This is a genomic window from Alteromonas sp. AWJ4_197, from assembly GCF_056160285.1.
On record NZ_JBSWWW010000002.1, the window covers coordinates 402688 to 419051 of the forward strand.

At 48.1% G+C, this 16364-nt stretch carries 18 protein-coding genes; 12 read left to right on the top strand and 6 right to left on the bottom strand.

Annotated elements, in window-relative coordinates:
- Positions 1-3 precede the first annotated feature (3 nt).
- Together ACXAGC_RS05205 and ACXAGC_RS05210 are read right to left on the bottom strand one after the other, a co-directional pair.
- Positions 4-1119 (bottom strand): PilT/PilU family type 4a pilus ATPase, encoded by a 1116-nt coding sequence (locus ACXAGC_RS05205; protein WP_474843004.1) that lies wholly within the window; start codon positions 1117-1119, stop codon positions 4-6.
- Positions 1120-1129: 10 nt separating this feature from the next.
- Entirely contained in the window at positions 1130-2167 is a 1038-nt protein-coding gene (locus ACXAGC_RS05210) for a type IV pilus twitching motility protein PilT (protein WP_119503450.1), read from the bottom strand.
- Between the two features lie 28 nt (positions 2168-2195).
- Here ACXAGC_RS05210 and ACXAGC_RS05215 point away from each other — a divergent pair, with 28 nt between their 5' ends.
- From ACXAGC_RS05215 to ACXAGC_RS05230, 4 genes are all read left to right on the top strand, one after another.
- Entirely contained in the window at positions 2196-2882 is a 687-nt protein-coding gene (locus ACXAGC_RS05215; RefSeq protein ID WP_474843006.1) for a YggS family pyridoxal phosphate-dependent enzyme, read from the top strand.
- A gap of 50 nt (positions 2883-2932) precedes the next feature.
- Positions 2933-3754, top strand: a complete 822-nt coding sequence (gene proC / locus ACXAGC_RS05220) for a pyrroline-5-carboxylate reductase (RefSeq protein ID WP_474843008.1) — start codon at positions 2933-2935, stop codon at positions 3752-3754.
- Positions 3755-3781: 27 nt separating this feature from the next.
- On the top strand, positions 3782-4327 hold the full coding sequence (locus ACXAGC_RS05225) for a YggT family protein (RefSeq protein ID WP_119502229.1): 546 nt from the start codon (positions 3782-3784) through the stop codon (positions 4325-4327).
- 114 nt (positions 4328-4441) lie between these two features.
- The gene (locus ACXAGC_RS05230; protein ID WP_474843458.1) at positions 4442-4846 is read left to right on the top strand and encodes a DUF4426 domain-containing protein; all 405 of its coding nucleotides are present in this window, start codon (positions 4442-4444) and stop codon (positions 4844-4846) included.
- Positions 4847-4874: 28 nt separating this feature from the next.
- Here ACXAGC_RS05230 and ACXAGC_RS05235 read toward each other — a convergent pair whose 3' ends face one another.
- Positions 4875-5510, bottom strand: a complete 636-nt coding sequence (locus ACXAGC_RS05235) for a glutathione S-transferase family protein (protein WP_474843011.1) — start codon at positions 5508-5510, stop codon at positions 4875-4877.
- Positions 5511-5656: 146 nt separating this feature from the next.
- On the opposite strand from ACXAGC_RS05235, the gene ACXAGC_RS05240 reads away from it, so the two are divergent.
- From ACXAGC_RS05240 to ACXAGC_RS05260, 5 genes are all read left to right on the top strand, one after another.
- Positions 5657-6655 carry an NADP-dependent oxidoreductase gene (locus ACXAGC_RS05240; RefSeq protein WP_474843013.1) on the top strand — a complete coding sequence of 333 codons (999 nt, stop codon included), beginning with the start codon at positions 5657-5659 and terminating at the stop codon, positions 6653-6655.
- A 167-nt stretch (positions 6656-6822) separates the two neighbouring features.
- Complete coding sequence (locus ACXAGC_RS05245) at positions 6823-7548, top strand: hypothetical protein (RefSeq protein WP_474843015.1); 726 nt, start codon at positions 6823-6825, stop codon at positions 7546-7548.
- A 14-nt stretch (positions 7549-7562) separates the two neighbouring features.
- Positions 7563-8069, top strand: a complete 507-nt coding sequence (locus tag ACXAGC_RS05250) for an RNA polymerase sigma factor (RefSeq protein WP_474843017.1) — start codon at positions 7563-7565, stop codon at positions 8067-8069.
- A gap of 2 nt (positions 8070-8071) precedes the next feature.
- Positions 8072-8626: a hypothetical protein gene (locus tag ACXAGC_RS05255; RefSeq protein WP_474843019.1), complete on the top strand. Its 555-nt coding sequence runs from the start codon at positions 8072-8074 to the stop codon at positions 8624-8626.
- Between the two features lie 343 nt (positions 8627-8969).
- Positions 8970-10157 carry a pyridoxal phosphate-dependent aminotransferase gene (locus ACXAGC_RS05260; protein WP_474843021.1) on the top strand — a complete coding sequence of 396 codons (1188 nt, stop codon included), beginning with the start codon at positions 8970-8972 and terminating at the stop codon, positions 10155-10157.
- A gap of 21 nt (positions 10158-10178) precedes the next feature.
- Here the strand turns inward: ACXAGC_RS05260 and yaaA are convergent, their stop codons facing one another.
- Positions 10179-10955, bottom strand: coding sequence for a peroxide stress protein YaaA (yaaA, locus tag ACXAGC_RS05265; protein WP_474843023.1), 777 nt, complete (start codon positions 10953-10955; stop codon positions 10179-10181).
- 351 nt (positions 10956-11306) lie between these two features.
- Here yaaA and tal point away from each other — a divergent pair, with 351 nt between their 5' ends.
- The 3 genes from tal (at position 11307) to ACXAGC_RS05280 (ending at position 14353) form a co-directional block, all read left to right on the top strand.
- Entirely contained in the window at positions 11307-12266 is a 960-nt protein-coding gene (gene tal, locus ACXAGC_RS05270; protein ID WP_474843025.1) for a transaldolase, read from the top strand.
- Positions 12267-12296: 30 nt separating this feature from the next.
- Entirely contained in the window at positions 12297-13946 is a 1650-nt protein-coding gene (gene pgi, locus ACXAGC_RS05275) for a glucose-6-phosphate isomerase (protein ID WP_474843027.1), read from the top strand.
- 230 nt (positions 13947-14176) lie between these two features.
- On the top strand, positions 14177-14353 hold the full coding sequence (locus tag ACXAGC_RS05280; protein ID WP_303572827.1) for a DUF3545 family protein: 177 nt from the start codon (positions 14177-14179) through the stop codon (positions 14351-14353).
- A gap of 59 nt (positions 14354-14412) precedes the next feature.
- Here ACXAGC_RS05280 and ung read toward each other — a convergent pair whose 3' ends face one another.
- Positions 14413-15069, bottom strand: a complete 657-nt coding sequence (gene ung, locus ACXAGC_RS05285) for a uracil-DNA glycosylase (RefSeq protein ID WP_474843029.1) — start codon at positions 15067-15069, stop codon at positions 14413-14415.
- Complete coding sequence (thrC, locus tag ACXAGC_RS05290; RefSeq protein WP_474843031.1) at positions 15066-16349, bottom strand: threonine synthase; 1284 nt, start codon at positions 16347-16349, stop codon at positions 15066-15068. The genes ung and thrC overlap by 4 nt, the downstream gene beginning before the upstream one ends.
- Positions 16350-16364: the final 15 nt, after the last annotated feature.

Sequence of the window (16364 nt, forward strand, 5' to 3'; positions counted from 1 at the left end):
GAGTCAGTCATCCATATCGATGGACACGCCGGACAAAGAACCCAGCTCATTGCCTTCACTGCTGTCTAGTTTGATCATCAGACGCAAATCATTCGGTGAATCGGCATGATGAATGGCCTGGTCATAGGTGATCCGATCTTCTCTAAACAATTCATACAGCGCCATATCAAATGTCTGCATGCCCATTTCTTTGCCTTTCTTCATGGCATCTTTTAACTCACCGGTACGGTTTGTCTGAATAAGATCAGCCACAAACGGGGAATTAAGCAGGATCTCAATAGCAGCTACCCGGCCTTTGCCGTCTTTTTTCGGCACCAGTTGCTGGGCAACGATGGCCCTCAGGTTCAAACTCAAATCGAACAGCAACTTGTTATGCATTTCCTTAGGTGCAAGGTGCATGATGCGCTCTATCGCCTGGTTTGCATTATTAGCATGCAGAGTCGCGACACACAGGTGGCCGGTATCAGCAAATGACATGGCATATTCCATGGTTTCCATAGAGCGGATTTCGCCCAGCAGGATCACATCGGGCGCCTGACGCAGAGAGCTTTTCAATGCGTCGTCAAAGCTCATGGTATCAATGCCCACTTCACGTTGTGTTACCACACAGGAACCATGCCGGTGAATAAACTCGATGGGATCTTCAATAGTAAGGATATGCCCTTTGGAATTGTGATTGCGGTGGTCAATCAGTGCCGCCAGCGAGGTAGACTTACCGGTACCGGTAGCTCCCACCATCAGCACCAGGCCACGTTTACTCATGATAATGTCTTTAAGTACCGCAGGCAGTCCCAGTTCATCCACTTTAGGAATTTCTGTGACGATCCGGCGGGCAACCATACCAATGGAGTCCCGTTGCCAGAATGCGCTGCAACGAAAACGCCCTACATTAGTAATACCAACTGCAAAGTTACTTTCTTTCAGTTCATTCAGTTCACGGATGTAACGTTCTTCCATCACACTCTGAACCAGTTCCTTGGCCTGAAACTGAGATAACGGCTCATCACCTAACGGGGTCAGCTGCCCGTCTATTTTGGCACTGACAGGGAAACCTACGGTAATAAAAATATCCGAAGCCCCGAGTTCTGTCGCTTTCTCAAAATACCCCTGCAGTTTCACCCTTTATCTCCTACATCATTTTGTTTTTATCGGTGGATTTTGCCGCTGCATCCTGATGGCTCACAACGCCTAATGCTACCAGTTTTTGCAGTGCCTGATCCATGGTTTGCATACCATGCGCCTGACCGGTCTGAATAACCGAGTACATTTGAGGCACTTTGTCTTCACGGATAAGGTTACGGATTGCCGGTATGCCCACCATAATCTCATGTGCCGCTACCCGGCCACCGCCGACTTTTTTCATCAGGGTTTGCGAAATAACTGCCCGTAATGATTCTGACAACATGGAGCGGATCATTGCTTTTTCTTCCGCCGGGAAAACGTCAATAATACGGTCGATGGTTTTCGGCGCTGAGTTGGTATGCAACGTACCAAATACCAGGTGACCGGTTTCCGCTGCGGTCATCGCAAGACGGATGGTTTCCAGGTCCCGTAACTCACCCACCAGCACCACATCAGGGTCTTCACGGAGCGCCGAACGTAACGCGTTAGAAAAGCTGTGTGTATCGCGGTGCACTTCACGCTGGTTCAGAACACTCATCTTGTTTTCATGAACAAATTCAATGGGATCTTCAATGGTAAGAATGTGGTCCCGTTTGGTGTTATTGATGTGATCAATCATGGCTGCCAGCGTGGTACTTTTACCCGAACCTGTCGCACCGGTCACCAGAACAAGGCCGGTAGGCTGGTCAATCAGGTCACGGAAAATGGGCGGGGCTGCAATATCATCCAGTGATAATACTTTACTGGGGATGGTACGAAGTACCGCAGCAGCACCACGATTCTGTACAAAGGCGTTAACACGGAAACGGGATAAATCCTTTACTTCAAAGGAAAAGTCGACTTCCAGATTCTCTTCATATTCCTTGCGCTGTTTGTCATTCATGATTTCATAAATGAGCGAATGTACCTGCTTGTGATCAAGCTCAGGGATATTCAGTCTGCGCATTTCCCCGTCGACACGAATAATCGGCGGCAACCCAGCCGACAAGTGCAAATCGGAAGCTTTATTTTTAACACTGAAAGCCAAAAGTTCGGTAATATCCACAACCACGTCTCCAAACACCAGATGATTAATGCAAACAATAGCAGAACGACTGAAATCCGCCCAATCGCGAATCGAACAAGCTACTGCCAATGCGCATCGTCCTCCAAAATCCGTGCAATTACTAGCGGTCAGCAAGACTAAACCAGTATCTGATATCAACCTGGCGTATGAAGCGGGACAACGTTTGTTTGGTGAGAATTACGTACAGGAAGGCGTTGAAAAGATTCAGCATCTGTCTGCCCTCACTGATATTGAATGGCATATGATTGGCCCGCTGCAATCGAATAAAACCAAAGTCGTTGCAGAGCATTTTGACTGGGTGCAGTCTGTAGACAGAGAAAAGATTGCCCGGCGGCTGAACGACCAGCGACCTTCTCACATGCCGCCACTGAATGTGTGCATACAGCTTAATATTGATGATGAAGACAGTAAATCAGGCATTCAGGTCAATGCACTGCCAGCCCTGATTGATACTATCAACGGGTTGCCCAACCTGAAATTGCGGGGGCTGATGGCGATACCAAAAGCCTCTCCGGACGAGGAAGAACAGGCGCAAACCCTGACCACGCTGGCTGATTTATTCGCGGAATATCAACAAAAGCTGAGCGATTTTGATACCCTGTCCGTAGGAATGAGCAGCGATCTTGAAGCCGCCATTGAACACGGCTCTACCATGGTCAGAGTAGGCAGCGCTATTTTTGGTGCGCGTAACTGATTGACCGGGTCGCTATTCACGAGTTTTAAACGCAATACATAAGGGTTTTCATGCAACAGAAAAAATTGGCATTTATCGGCGCAGGTAACATGAGTCGCAGCATCATCAGCGGACTTATCCAGTCAGGCTACGACAAAGACAATATTCTTGCCAGTAATCCCTCAACCCCCAAGCTGGAAAAACTACAGGAAGAGTTTGGCATCCGGATCACGCAGTCGAATGATGAAGCCTGTGAGTTTGCCGATGCTATTGTGCTGGCGGTAAAGCCACAAATGATGGGCGACATGCTTGCCGCCTTGCAGGAAAAAAACGACCTGTCCGGTAAACTGTTTTTATCCATTGCAGCCGGTTTGCCGGTATCACGCCTGCAGGAAATGCTGGGCGGCGATTATCCGGTGGTGCGCATCATGCCCAATACCCCAAGCCTTATCGGCAAAGGTATGACAGGCTTGTACGCTGACGACACAGTAAGCAGCGAAGACCGCCAGTACGCTGACGACGTCATGGGCGCAGTGGGTGAAACGGTTTGGGTAAAGGAAGAAGACGGCATTAACGGCGTCATCGCCGCCGCAGGCAGCAGCCCAGCGTACTTCTTCCTGTTCTTGCAGGCCATGCAGGAAGAATCCATGAAAATGGGTTTTGATGCGCAGACCGCCAGAAACATGGTTCAGCAAGCCATGCTGGGTGCGGCTGAAATGGTTTGTCACAATCCGGATATTGAATTAAGCGAGTTAAGAGCTCAGGTTACTTCTAAGGGCGGCACAACCGCTGCTGCTATCAATACATTTATCGATAAAGGCTTGCAGGACACGGTAAGCGCAGCCATGCGTGCCGCCGTCAACAGAGCCGAAGAAATGGCGAAACAACTTTAAGTTTAAGCTTCACAGGAAAAACAGTTAATGAGCAACGCGTCGGTCTTTCTTATCAGTACCTTGTTTGATTTGTATCTGATGGTGGTGATATTACGATTGTGGTTACAACTGGTCAGGGCAGATTTTTATAACCCGGCCAGCCAGTTTATCGTTAAAGCAACACACCCCATAGTGGGGCCTCTTCGCCGAATCATCCCGTCTGTCGGTAACTTTGATACGGCAACGTTCGTGCTAGCCCTGCTTGTCGCGGCACTGAAGTTTGTGACGCTGGTCATGCTGTTTGGCAGTGGAAACATCAATCCGGCATCTATTATCCTGCTGGCGTTTTTAACCGTAGTGAAAGAAACTCTCTCGCTGATGTTCTGGATCCTGATTATCCGCGCCATCCTCAGCTGGGTATCGCAGGGACAAAATCCTATTGAGTACGTGATGTATCAACTGACAGAACCATTTCTGTCTCCTATCCGCCGTATTATTCCGCCCATTGGTGGTCTGGATTTATCGGTATTGATAGCCATCATCGGATTACAGTTCCTGCAAATCCTTTTGCAAAATACGTTTGGTTTATACTAAGTTTTAAAAGGGTAGCGGTTTCGCTACCCTTTTTGTTTCTGTACTGATTTTGTGTGATTAGTTGAATTTGGTGAAGACACTGTGAACTACCTTTCCCGTCTGCCGGCCCTCTGCCTGCTCTTAACTATACTGTTAACCGTCCCTGCGGCATTAGCCGAACAAAAACAAACGCTGGGAAAATGGGATGTGCATTACATCGTAGTGAACACCACGTTTTTCACCCCGGAAACCGCGCAAAATTACGGCATTGTGCGCAGTAAATATAATGCGCTGGTGAATATTTCAGTGCTCGACAGCGCAACAGGAGAAGCTCAGGTTGTGTCCGTTAAGGGTCAGGCGAGAAATCTTTTAGGTAACAACAAAACACTGAATTTCAAACGGGTAAAAGAAGGCGAAGCGATTTACTATCTTGCCCCGCTTTCCTTTAATGACAGAGAAACCTTTCGCTTCAACGTCGATATTCAGCGGGGCAATGAAGTTCAGACACTTAAGTTTCAGCAGGAGATGTTCGTCGAGTAATCTCCGGCTTCAAACTGTCAGTGCGATGTTACAGCGATGCAGGCATATGCGCTTTTTCGTTTCGCCAGGCCTTCTCATAAGCAGGCCTGGAAAGTACCCGCTCTGCATACTGTTTCACATTATCAAACGTCAAATCCATACCAGACCCTTTTGCCCATGACAGCACATGTCCGGCGACGATATCTACTCCGCTGAACATGTGTCCGGTAAGGAAATCCTGGTCTCCGAGCAACGCAGAAAACCCTTTCAGCGCCACACCGAATTCGTAAATACTGACATCTTTCATGCCTTCAAGTCGCTGTGCCTCCGGTAGTGCAAAATCATGCTTTGCCTTGTTCCATAACGGTTGCTCCAGCTCTGCTATTACAAATGCCATTGCCTGTTCGTACAGCATACGGGCCTTGCTACCCAATACCGGCATGAATTCTTCGTAACCATGCTTATCCATCAGCCAGGTCACGATGGCAGCAGATTCGCTCATTGGCCCGCAATCTGTCATCAGTGCAGGAATTTTACCCGCCGGATTAAGCGCGAGAAATTCTGCCGATTTATGCTCTCCCTTACGTAAGTTAATAAACGTGTAGTCATAAGGCAGGCCTAACTCTTCCAGTGCCCATGCCACACGCACTGAGCGCGTTTTTGCAAATCCGTATAATGTATACATACCCTTTCCTGTCCGGTGATTTTGATTGTTTGAAACTATACACAAATCACCGGCTTCAGCGCATCAATTTGTTCCGTTATCCCATGTGACTATTGCAAGCGCAAACTTCATCCCCACACTCTTTCTATTCGATTAAAGGAGGCATTATGTCTGAATATAAAGAAATCAAACTCGTTAAACGTCCGGTGAAAGGTCAGATTGACGCATCCCTGTTCAGCACAGAGCAAAAGCAGGTTCCCATGCCCGGTGAGGGTGAAATACTGATCCGACAAACGCATATGTCGCTGGATCCCGCCATGCTGGGCTGGATGAGTGAAGACAGAGAAAGTTACATCCCGCCCGTGGAACTCGGAGAGATAATGCGCTCCAGCGGTGTGGGTGAAGTCATAAAATCTAACCATCCCGATTTTTCTGAAGGCGACAAAGTGATGGGTATGACAGGTTGGCGGGAATACCTTGTCAGTGATGGTAAAGGCTTCAACAAGTTACAACCCGGCATCAGCGAAGAGATGGCCCTGTGTGTGTTTGCCTTGCCCGGTCTGACAGCCACCACGGGGTTATATAAGTTCGGCAAACCTGAGGCTGGTGAAACCCTGATTGTAACCGGCGCTGCAGGTTCTGTGGGATCCATCGTTGGTCAGCTAGCTAAAGCTGACGGATTACGGGTAATCGGCGTTGTGGGCAGCGATGAGAAAGCAGACTGGATTGTTAACGAGTTAGGTTTCGACGGCGCCATCAATTACAAGACGGATAACCTTAAAGCGCAGCTGGATGCCCTCACCCCCAACCGTATTGACGTATTTTTTGAAAACACCGGCGGCCCTGTGCAACAGCTTATCGTTAACCGGATGAACGAACACGGGCGCATTGTCGTTTGCGGAATGATTGCAGATTACCAGTCCGACAACCCTTCCCCCGGCCCCAACTGGATCCCGCTTATCAAAAAACGTATTTCTATCCAGGGATTTGCTATGCCTGATCACTGGGGCGAGATCCCGCAATTACTCGAAAAGCTCACACCTTATGTGCAGCAAGGTAAAATTAAATACCGGGCACATATTATTGAAGGGCTGGAAAATGCACAGAGCGGCCTGAACATGTTGTTCGACGGCAAGAACACAGGGAAAATGATTGTAAAACTTTGAGTATCACTCTTTAAGAGAAGGCCACAGGACTGCATTTTCCTGCGGCTTTCTCCATACATTCACGGTTTAATGTAAAAAATTATAAAATTTTTGTCAGGATCCCCGGATTCTCCTCGTCTATGGAGTTAACTGAAACACTTCAGTCATCTGACAAAAAGGAAAATACCGTGACAATGAATACCAGCTCCATACCCGGCAACGGAATACCGGCATCTTTAAAAACTACATACTCTTTCTCTGAGGCTTACATCTGGCTGGCTGAAGGATGGGCCCTGTTTAAAACGGCACCTGTTAAGCTTTTTTTATTCTGCCTTCTGCCAATGATTATCTCGGGTTGTATTCAACTCATTCCCGGCCCCGCCGGAATGATCCTGTCGAAATGGGCCGGAGCATTTGTTGTCGCCTCAGTCTGGCCGGTTCTCAGCTATCTTCACCATCACAGTGCCTTTTCCGTGAAGTCTGTCTTTGCCGCAAAAAACTGGTTATCTGTAGCGGTATACAGTGTGACCGGTGTCATTGTGGCCGCTCAACAATTTGGTGTGGCTTATGCACTTGCAGGTGATGACGCAGTGGCCATGTTTTTCCATATGAGCGGGAATGGTATTAAAGTTTGGCATCTTAGCCTGATTTTCGCGTCAGCCGTTCCCCTGATGACCCTGCTCATTTTTGCTCCTGCCAGAATTTTCTTTGCATGCCGGCCCCCGTTGCGTGCGGTACAGGATAGCATCAGCGCTGTCGTCAAAATGTGGAAACCATGTTGCGTTATTGCAATCATACAGGGCTTGTTGCTGGCACTGGCGCCCTATACCATTCTGCTTTCAGTCGTATTATCAGGGCCGGTTTTGGCTTGTACATGGTACTGCGTATATCAGCGCAATATTTCAGAACGATAAGCAGGGATTGCAGTTTGGATGCATCGCAAATCACTCAGCTATTGCAGCAGTTCACGTCCTTGCTGGCGAGGATTGCTGCCACCCATGAAGCAGATTCTGGCTTACAGGAAGACTTGATTCAGGATATGTCTGTTGCAATTTGGCGTGCGCTCGACAGCAGTAAAAGCGGAGCATCTGCATTTCGCGGCGAAGCCAGTGTTAAAACGTACATTACACGTATCGCCCACAATCGCGCGGTTGACCATGTTCTCAAAGAGCAACGACGGCATGAAAGTCCTTCATCAGACGAAATGTTGTTTGACCATAAATTGCAGGAGAAAAATGCGCATCAGGAAAATGCCATTGATCTCATGACAGCGCTTCACCAGCTTCCTTTACCCTACCGCCAGGTGATTGCATTGCAACTGGAAGGTTTCAGTTTTGCAGAAATTGGTAATGTACTGGGGCTTAAAGAGGATGCCATTGCACAGCGCTCACACCGTGCAAGAAAGCAACTAGAACAAATAATGAACAGGAATTAACCATGGACCCGCAGTTTGAACAATGGCAAAAGGCCTTTAAAGCGGCGACACCCAACGTCGATGCAGAAAAGCTGATAAAGCAGGTGACACGGGCGCAGCGGAGTATGAAAGTAAAAGCGTATATCGATCTGCTCATGGCTGTCGCTGTATCCATTTATGCTGCTTACACAGCACTTTTCCTGACCGCATCCAATTGGGAGATGTGGGGCATTGGCTCGCTGTCGCCTGTTGCATTGCTTTTCGGCATCTGGAGCTTTTCTTTCAGACAGAAACAATGGCAGATAGAAACCACAGATGTGAGCAGTATGCTTACGTTTAAACGCCATCAATATCAGCGACAGGTCACTTACTGGTGGTACAGTGCACTGGCATGTGCAGGTCTTTTCGGCGCCTTACTTATCATCGCTGTTATCAATATTGTTCTGTACGCCACCTGGACGATGTGGTTAACCCAGCTTGCTGTAAACGGCGCGATTGTGGCCGCGGTTTGGGTGCGGTATGCCATTTTGAAAAAGAGATTACCCGCCAGCCTTAAGCTAATTGATGAGATGTCCTGAGCTGATACTGCCACTTATGTGGCTCTGCTGTCCGCACTTTCATCTTTATATAAAGACAGCCAGCGTTATTACCTTTACTGATAAGCCTTTCACCATTTTGGTTCAAGTGCCGCATCAGATTAGAACATTTCCTGCTTAGCCGGCGTCCGCCTGCCACTGATTTTGTGACATAACCGGCACTTCACCGCTATTAAACGGCGCTTTATCCTCCATTAACAGCCCAACGGCATGCCTCTCAGGTTTCTGGAATATCTGTTGCATTATATGAGTACGTACATCCAGGTGATAACAATAAGAAAACACTGGTCATTCAACTACCACTACCCAAAATAAGAGGGAACTCATGTCTGAAGAATTAACCGGGAACATTTCTGCTGAAGGTGCTTCGCGCCGTAAATGGTTAAAAACATTTAGTTTAGGTGCGGGTGCAGTTGCCCTTACGGGTTGTTTCGATACCGGTGTAAAAGAGCTGCAGGCAGCGGGAATGAAAACTGAACATTTCCCGTCTGCAACGCCAAATGTTAATGACGGTCTGGTTCGTCTGTCTTCGAATGAAAATGCTTTCGGTCCCTCACAGAAGGCCGTTGAAGCGATGCAGGGTGAACTTTTTAATCTCGCCCGTTACACAGATGCCACTGTCGATGTGCTGAAAAAGAAAATTGCCGCGCAGGAAGGTGTCTCTGAAGACCAAATCGTTGTTACGAATGGTTCATCACCCATTTTATTCGGTTATGCAGAGTGGATAACTGAAAACGGTAATAACCTCGTTACCTCGATGGCCACTTATGAAGGTATTCCCCGCGGCGCCGAGTTCATGGGTGCCAATGTCACCTACGTGCCTCTGGATGCAGAAATGGGTTTCGACTTAGATGCCATTGAAGCTGCAGTTACTGAAGAAACCACGGCTGTGTACGTATGTAACCCTAACAACCCCACCGGCTGCATGGTCGACCCGGCCAAATTGACAGCGTTTGCTAAACGGGTATCGAAAAAAGCGCAGGTATTCATCGACGAAGCCTACATTGAAATGTCCGATGCTTATCCGGAAAACGTGCAATCTAAGCTGGTTGCCGAAGGCCATAACGTAGTTATCTGCCGTACGTTTTCAAAAATTCATGCTATGGCAGGACAACGTTTAGGTTATGCCATTATGCCGGCAGATCAGGCTAAATCTCTGGGCGGAAAACTGCGTATGGGTGGTGTCAACTATCTGGCACTGGTGGCCGGAATGGCGAGTATGGATGACCATGCAAACCTGAACACCATGCGCGATCGCATCAAAACCGAGCGTACTAAACTGACGAAAGTTGCTGAAGAACTGGGTCGTCCTTACGCGAAAAATCCGCAGGGCAACTTCATCTACGTGGATACCGGCATGCCCCACGACCAGTTTGCTGCGAAGATGAAAGATGAAGGTATCAAAGTAGTTGGCCGTACGTGGCCAGGCTATGATTCCTGGTCACGCATCAGCGTGGGTACACCGGAAGAAACCGATGCCTGTGTAGCCGCATTAAATAAAGTACTGGCTTAAGTGTCTGTGTCGGGGTGAGGCTTATTCAGCCTCATCCCGTAAAAATACCAAATCCGTTTCAGTGCTCTGCTCTGGCGAAAAGACATAACCCGCTTCGCTGAACGCCTTTAAGCCCGCTACGTCTTCAATACGTTTCTGAATCACATATCTGGCCATTAATCCCCGCGCCTTTTTAGCAAAGAAACTAATCACCTTATACTGACCGTTTTTCTTATCTTTAAAGTGTGGCGTAATGATCATGCCGTCCAGCGACTTCGCCTTAACTGACTTGAAGTACTCATTTGAAGCCAGATTAATCAGTACATTATCGCCCTGCTCTTCCAGCGCCTTATTCAGCGCAAGGGTGATATCTGTTCCCCAGAATTCATACAGATTTTTACCCTTAGGATTTTCAAGGCGGGTCCCCATTTCCAGGCGGTAAGGCTGCATTAAGTCCAGCGGACGCAACAGACCGTAAAGGCCGGAAAGCATTCTTAAATGTTGCTGTGCATATTCCACGTCCTGCTCAGACAATGAATAAGCATCTAAGCCCGTATACACGTCGCCGTTAAAGGCGTAAAGCGCCTGACGTGCATTGTCTTTGGTAAACGGGGTAGTGAAAGAGTCAAAACGGTTGGCGTTCAGTGTCGCCAGTTTATCGCTGATCTTCATCAAAGAAGACAGGTCTGCCGGCGTCAGTTTGCGGCAGGTTTCTACCAGTGCTTCAGCAGATGTCAACATGGCAGGCCGCGTGAACGACGCTACCGGCACCGGCGTTTCAAAGTCCAGATTCTTAGCCGGTGAAACAACAACTAACATAATTCAATTTCCTCTTTACTATCAGACACCGCAGTAACATATTCATCGGGCTTATCAAACTCCGGCGCAAAGAATATCACGGTCTGCCCCGCGTTTTTGCCCTTTTACCTGCCAAATTGGGGTCAAACCGTTATGTTTATACGCTATAGCGGGATAATTTAGCGCTTTGCTGTGTTATTTAACCCGCCAGTCTGTTATAAATTTACTAAATTCGATCTGGTTTAACCGTCCGGACATACAAACCCTACATAGTGGTTGATTCAGTTGTTTACAACCAACATATTCAATCAGTCTGCCCCCTTCCGGTGGCGGGCTGTTCATTTATTTAGGTCACACATTCAGAGAGAAACGATGAGCAATCAATTAGACGCGTTGCGCGAAATCACTACCGTCGTTGCCGATACCGGCGATATCGAAGCGATCAAAAAGTACGAGCCTGTAGACGCTACGACTAATCCGTCTCTTTTACTTAAAGCCGCAGGTATCCCTGAATATGCGGGTTACATTGACGATGCAGTGGCATGGGCCAAATTACAGTCACAGGATCCGGCTCAGCAGTTAACAGATGCCTCTGACAAGCTTGCTGTTACTATCGGTAAAGAAATTTCCGGCGTAATCCCGGGTCGTATTTCTACAGAAGTAGATGCCCGTTTATCATTCGACACCGACGCGACTATTGCTAAAGCAAAACGTCTGGTTGAACTTTACAACGATGAAGGTATCGATAAGTCACGTATTCTGATCAAAATCGCTTCAACCTGGGAAGGCATCAAGGCTGCTGAAATTCTGGAACAGGAAGGGATCCAGTGTAACCTGACACTGTTATTCAGCTTTGCTCAGGCACGTGCCTGTGCGGAAGCCGGTGTCTATCTTATTTCCCCGTTCGTGGGCCGTATTCTTGACTGGTATAAAGCAAACACAGATAAGAAAGAGTACACCGCAGAAGAAGATCCGGGTGTGGTTTCAGTAACCCGCATCTATAACTACTACAAAGAGCATGGTTACAGCACGGTAGTCATGGGCGCGAGCTTCCGTAACATTGGTGAAATTCAGGCGCTGGCCGGTTGCGACCGTCTGACCATCAGCCCGAATCTGCTGGAAGAACTCAAAAACAGCACCGAAGCGCTGCCTGTGAAACTGAAAGACGAAGGCGCCACAGCAACACCGGGCACGAAACTGGACGAAAAAGGTTTCCGCTGGGACATGAACGAAGATGCCATGGCGACACAAAAGCTGGCAGAGGGGATCCGTAACTTTGCAGCTGACCAGGAAAAACTGGAAACCATGCTGAAAGAAAAACTGGGTCAATAAACTTCGCTGGTATCAGGAAACATTCAGACAATGACAAATTTTACCCAACAGCCAGCTTTCGCTAATTTGTCGAAGCTGGCAGAAGACATCAAAAAGACTCACATGCGTGACTGGTTTGACGCGCAGCCTGAGCGTGCAGACACCATGCAGGCGCAGGCCTGTGGTTTGTTTATTGATTATTCAAAAAACCGTGTTAACGAAGAAGCGCTTGCACACTTGTTTGCACTGGCGAAAGCACAGGGCGTGGACACTCACCGTAAAGCCATGTTTGACGGTGACACCATCAACAACACTGAAAAACGTGCTGTACTGCATACAGCGCTGCGTAACTTCAGTGGCAAGCCTGTTATGGTTGACGGTGAAGATGTGATGCCGGAAGTGCTGGCTACGCTGGACAAAATTGAAGCCTTTACGGCTTCAGTGCATTCCGGTGAGCACAAGGGTTATACCGGCAAGCCAGTTAAACACGTAGTCAGCATTGGTATCGGCGGTTCATTCCTGGGCCCTAAAATCATGACTGAGGCGCTGAAGCCGTACACCCATGATGCCGTTAAAGTGCACTTTGTAGCAAACGTAGACGGCTGTCATATTCATGATGTGCTGACGTCTCTGGATCACGAAGAAACGTTAATCGTTATGTCGTCTAAGTCGTTTTCTACTCAGGAAACGTTGCAGAATACCTTAACTGCGAAAGCCTGGTTCCTGGAACAGGGCGGCACTCAGGAAGATATTGCAAAACACTTTGTTGCCGTATCCTCAAACGTTAAAGCAGCCACTGAGTTCGGGATTGCGGAAGAAAACATTTTCCCCATGTGGGACTGGGTTGGCGGACGCTACTCGTTGTGGTCTGCGATTGGCTTACCCATCGCACTGGCACTAGGTTTTGAAAACTACAAAGGCTTGCTCGAAGGCGCCCATGAAATGGACAAACATTTCTGTGATGCACCATTTGAAAGCAACCTGCCCGTTATTCTTGCAGTTCTCGGCGTCTGGTATCGTAATTTCTTCGATGCACAGTCTCACGTCATGTTGCCTTACTATCATTATCTTCGTGGACTGCCAGCTTATGTGCAGCAACTTGATATGGAAAGTAACGGTAAGCAGGTCACGCAGAACGGCGATGTGGTTGAGTGGGAAACCGGCCCGGTTATCTGGGGAAGTGAAGGCACAAATGGTCAGCACAGCTTCCATCAGTTAATCCACCAGGGTACCTCTATCATCCCCGCAGACTTTATGCTGCCGCTGAATGTGCCTAATCAGAACGACACGCATCACGCCATGCTGGCATCGAATTGCTTTGGTCAGACTCAGGCACTTATGCAGGGAAAAACCTTCGAAGAATGCTACGCTGATCTTGAAGGTAAGGTGTCTGATGAAAGTGAGCGCAAAGCACTGGCTCAGCACAAAACGATGCCAGGTAATAAACCCAGCAATACAATTTTGTTCGAAAAACTGGATCCGCAAACACTTGGCGCGCTGGTTGCAATGTATGAACATAAGGTATTTGTCCAGGGCGTTATCTGGCAGGTGAACTCCTTTGATCAATGGGGTGTTGAGTTAGGGAAAGTACTTGGTAATCAGGTTCTTGACGGCATTCAGGGTAAAGCAGAAGACGATGCGTTTGACGCTTCTACCCGGCAACTCATTAATCGCTTCAGAAACGCCAATGCACCAACTTAAGGAAAGTTAATTTGGTTCACGCCAAATAAGTGCATCTGACAAACGGCCGGTTTTTACTGGCCGTTTTCATTGGGCAAACCACACGCTGTCATGCAATCGTCACATTTTGTTAATAAAAGGTAAATTTAATCATTTTATTATCGTGTCGACTGTGATACAAAAGTAGTCAGAAGGATGAAAAAACATTCAACTCTGACACTGATGTTAGTGGTAAACAAAAGGAGATCCTAGTGGATAAGTCAGATCTGTTTGCGATGTTAAATATTGAAGAAACTCCGGCTAAAACTAAAAGCAAGAAAAGAAAGTGGAGAGAGATCGAAGCCTTACAGGACAGGTTCAAACTGGAAAAAGAACTGGCAGAAATCGACTACGGTTTTGAGTACGAACTGGAATCGATGGAAAGATAAAATGAAAACGGCCACCTGATATCAGGTGGCCGTTTTTCGTTATATCACCCTGCAGGTTTTTATATCTGCCAGTTAATGGCAGGTTGCCCGTGTTTGCGCAGCCAGGCATTTGTCTGACTGAAATGCTGACACCCGAAAAAACCTTTGTAGGCCGACAACGGAGACGGATGTGGTGCTTCCAGTACCAGATGTCGCTGTTTGTCGATATTAGCGCCTTTCTTTTGCGCATGACTGCCCCACAACAGGAACACCACATTGCTGGTGTGTTCGTTAATGGCGGCTATGACGTTATCGGTAAACGTTTCCCAGCCAAACTTTGCGTGGCTGTGTGCCTTCCCCTGCTCCACCGTCAGCACGGTATTTAATAACAATACACCCTGCTCAGCCCACGACGTGAGATCACCATCAGAAGGCATAGAAAACCCTTCAATATCCGTTTCCAGTTCTTTGCAGATATTCTTCAGCGATGGGGGCAGCTTTACACCTTTCTGTACGGAAAAAGATAATCCGTGCGCCTGTCCCGGCCCGTGGTAGGGATCCTGTCCCAGGATCACAACCCGCACTTTATTCAGGGGTGTGAGAGCGAATGCATTGAATACATCCGGTTCAGGAGGAAACACCACTGATGCAGCCCTGGCCTCATCAACCCTGGCCATCAGTGATTTAAAATAAGGCAGGGACTTCTCAAGTCCCAGCACATCTTGCCATGTTGTCATTTCAATATAGAGAACATGTGCGCTTTTAGCGCTTCGTAGTCAGCTGGCAGTGGCACAGCCTGGCTTTCTTTACTGGAACACTCTACCAGTGCCTGAGGCAGGCTCAGAGGCTGTCCGAGAACATTCTCAACGGTTTCGCGGAATTTAGCCGGATGTGCAGTACCAAGGAACAGGCCATACTCATTATCCGTCAGATCGTGACTTACCGCACGGTAAGCGATGGCAGCATGAGGTTCGCTGGTGTATCCCCGTTGCGCAAGCTGACGCATGGCGATTTGTGTATATTCTTCATCGACACATTCACCGCGCAGGCACGACTTATCCAGGTAACCACGCTCAATCAGCGCTTCGATGCGGGGCCAGTTGTTTGGCTGGCTGACATCCATTGCATTAGACATGGTTGCAACCGTCGGATTGGGTGCCCATTCGCCGGTTTTCAGGTAACGGGGAACTGTATCGTTCAGGTTCGTTGCCGCAACAAAACGCTTAATGGGCAAGCCCATAGACTTGGCAATCATACCTGCTGTCAGATTACCGAAGTTACCGCTCGGCACCGAAATAACCAGCTCTTCACGCTGTTCCGGCGTAAGCTGACTAACCGCCTCAAAGTAATAACAAACCTGCGCCAGCAAACGGCTGATGTTGATAGAGTTTGCTGAATTCAGATGCAAACCTTCACGTACATCCGGATCGTCAAACGCATGTTTAACCATCGCCTGACAGGCGTCGAAATCACTCTCGACAGCAACGGTATGAATGTTATCACCCAACGTGGTAAACAGCTTTTCCTGCAGCTGACTGATTTTTCCTTTCGGGAATAAAATCACCACATTGATGTTCGGGATACCGTGGAACGCATGGGCAACAGCGGCACCGGTGTCACCGGACGTGGCGGTAAGGATGGTAATGGGTTCGCCATTGCTGATGCGGGAAAGCACCTGCGCCATAAAACGGCCGCCAAAATCTTTGAACGCCAGTGTAGGACCGTGGAACAATTCCAGTGTGGCGACTTTGTCATTTACACTGACCACAGGAGCCGGAAAGGTAAACGCCTCTTCAACAATACTGCCAATGGTGCCTTCGCCCAGCTCATCACCGATTAAGGCGGTAAGCACTTCTGTGCTGCGCTCAACGAAAGGCTTTTTGAGCAAGCCGTCGATGTCGTCTAATTTCGGAATGTCAGTAGGGAAATATAAGCCCTGCTCCTGACCTAAACCGCGCTTTACTGCTTCTGAAAAGGAAGCGGTGTCTGATGCTACTTTTAAATTTACTAATTCCACCTGGGATACCTTTAA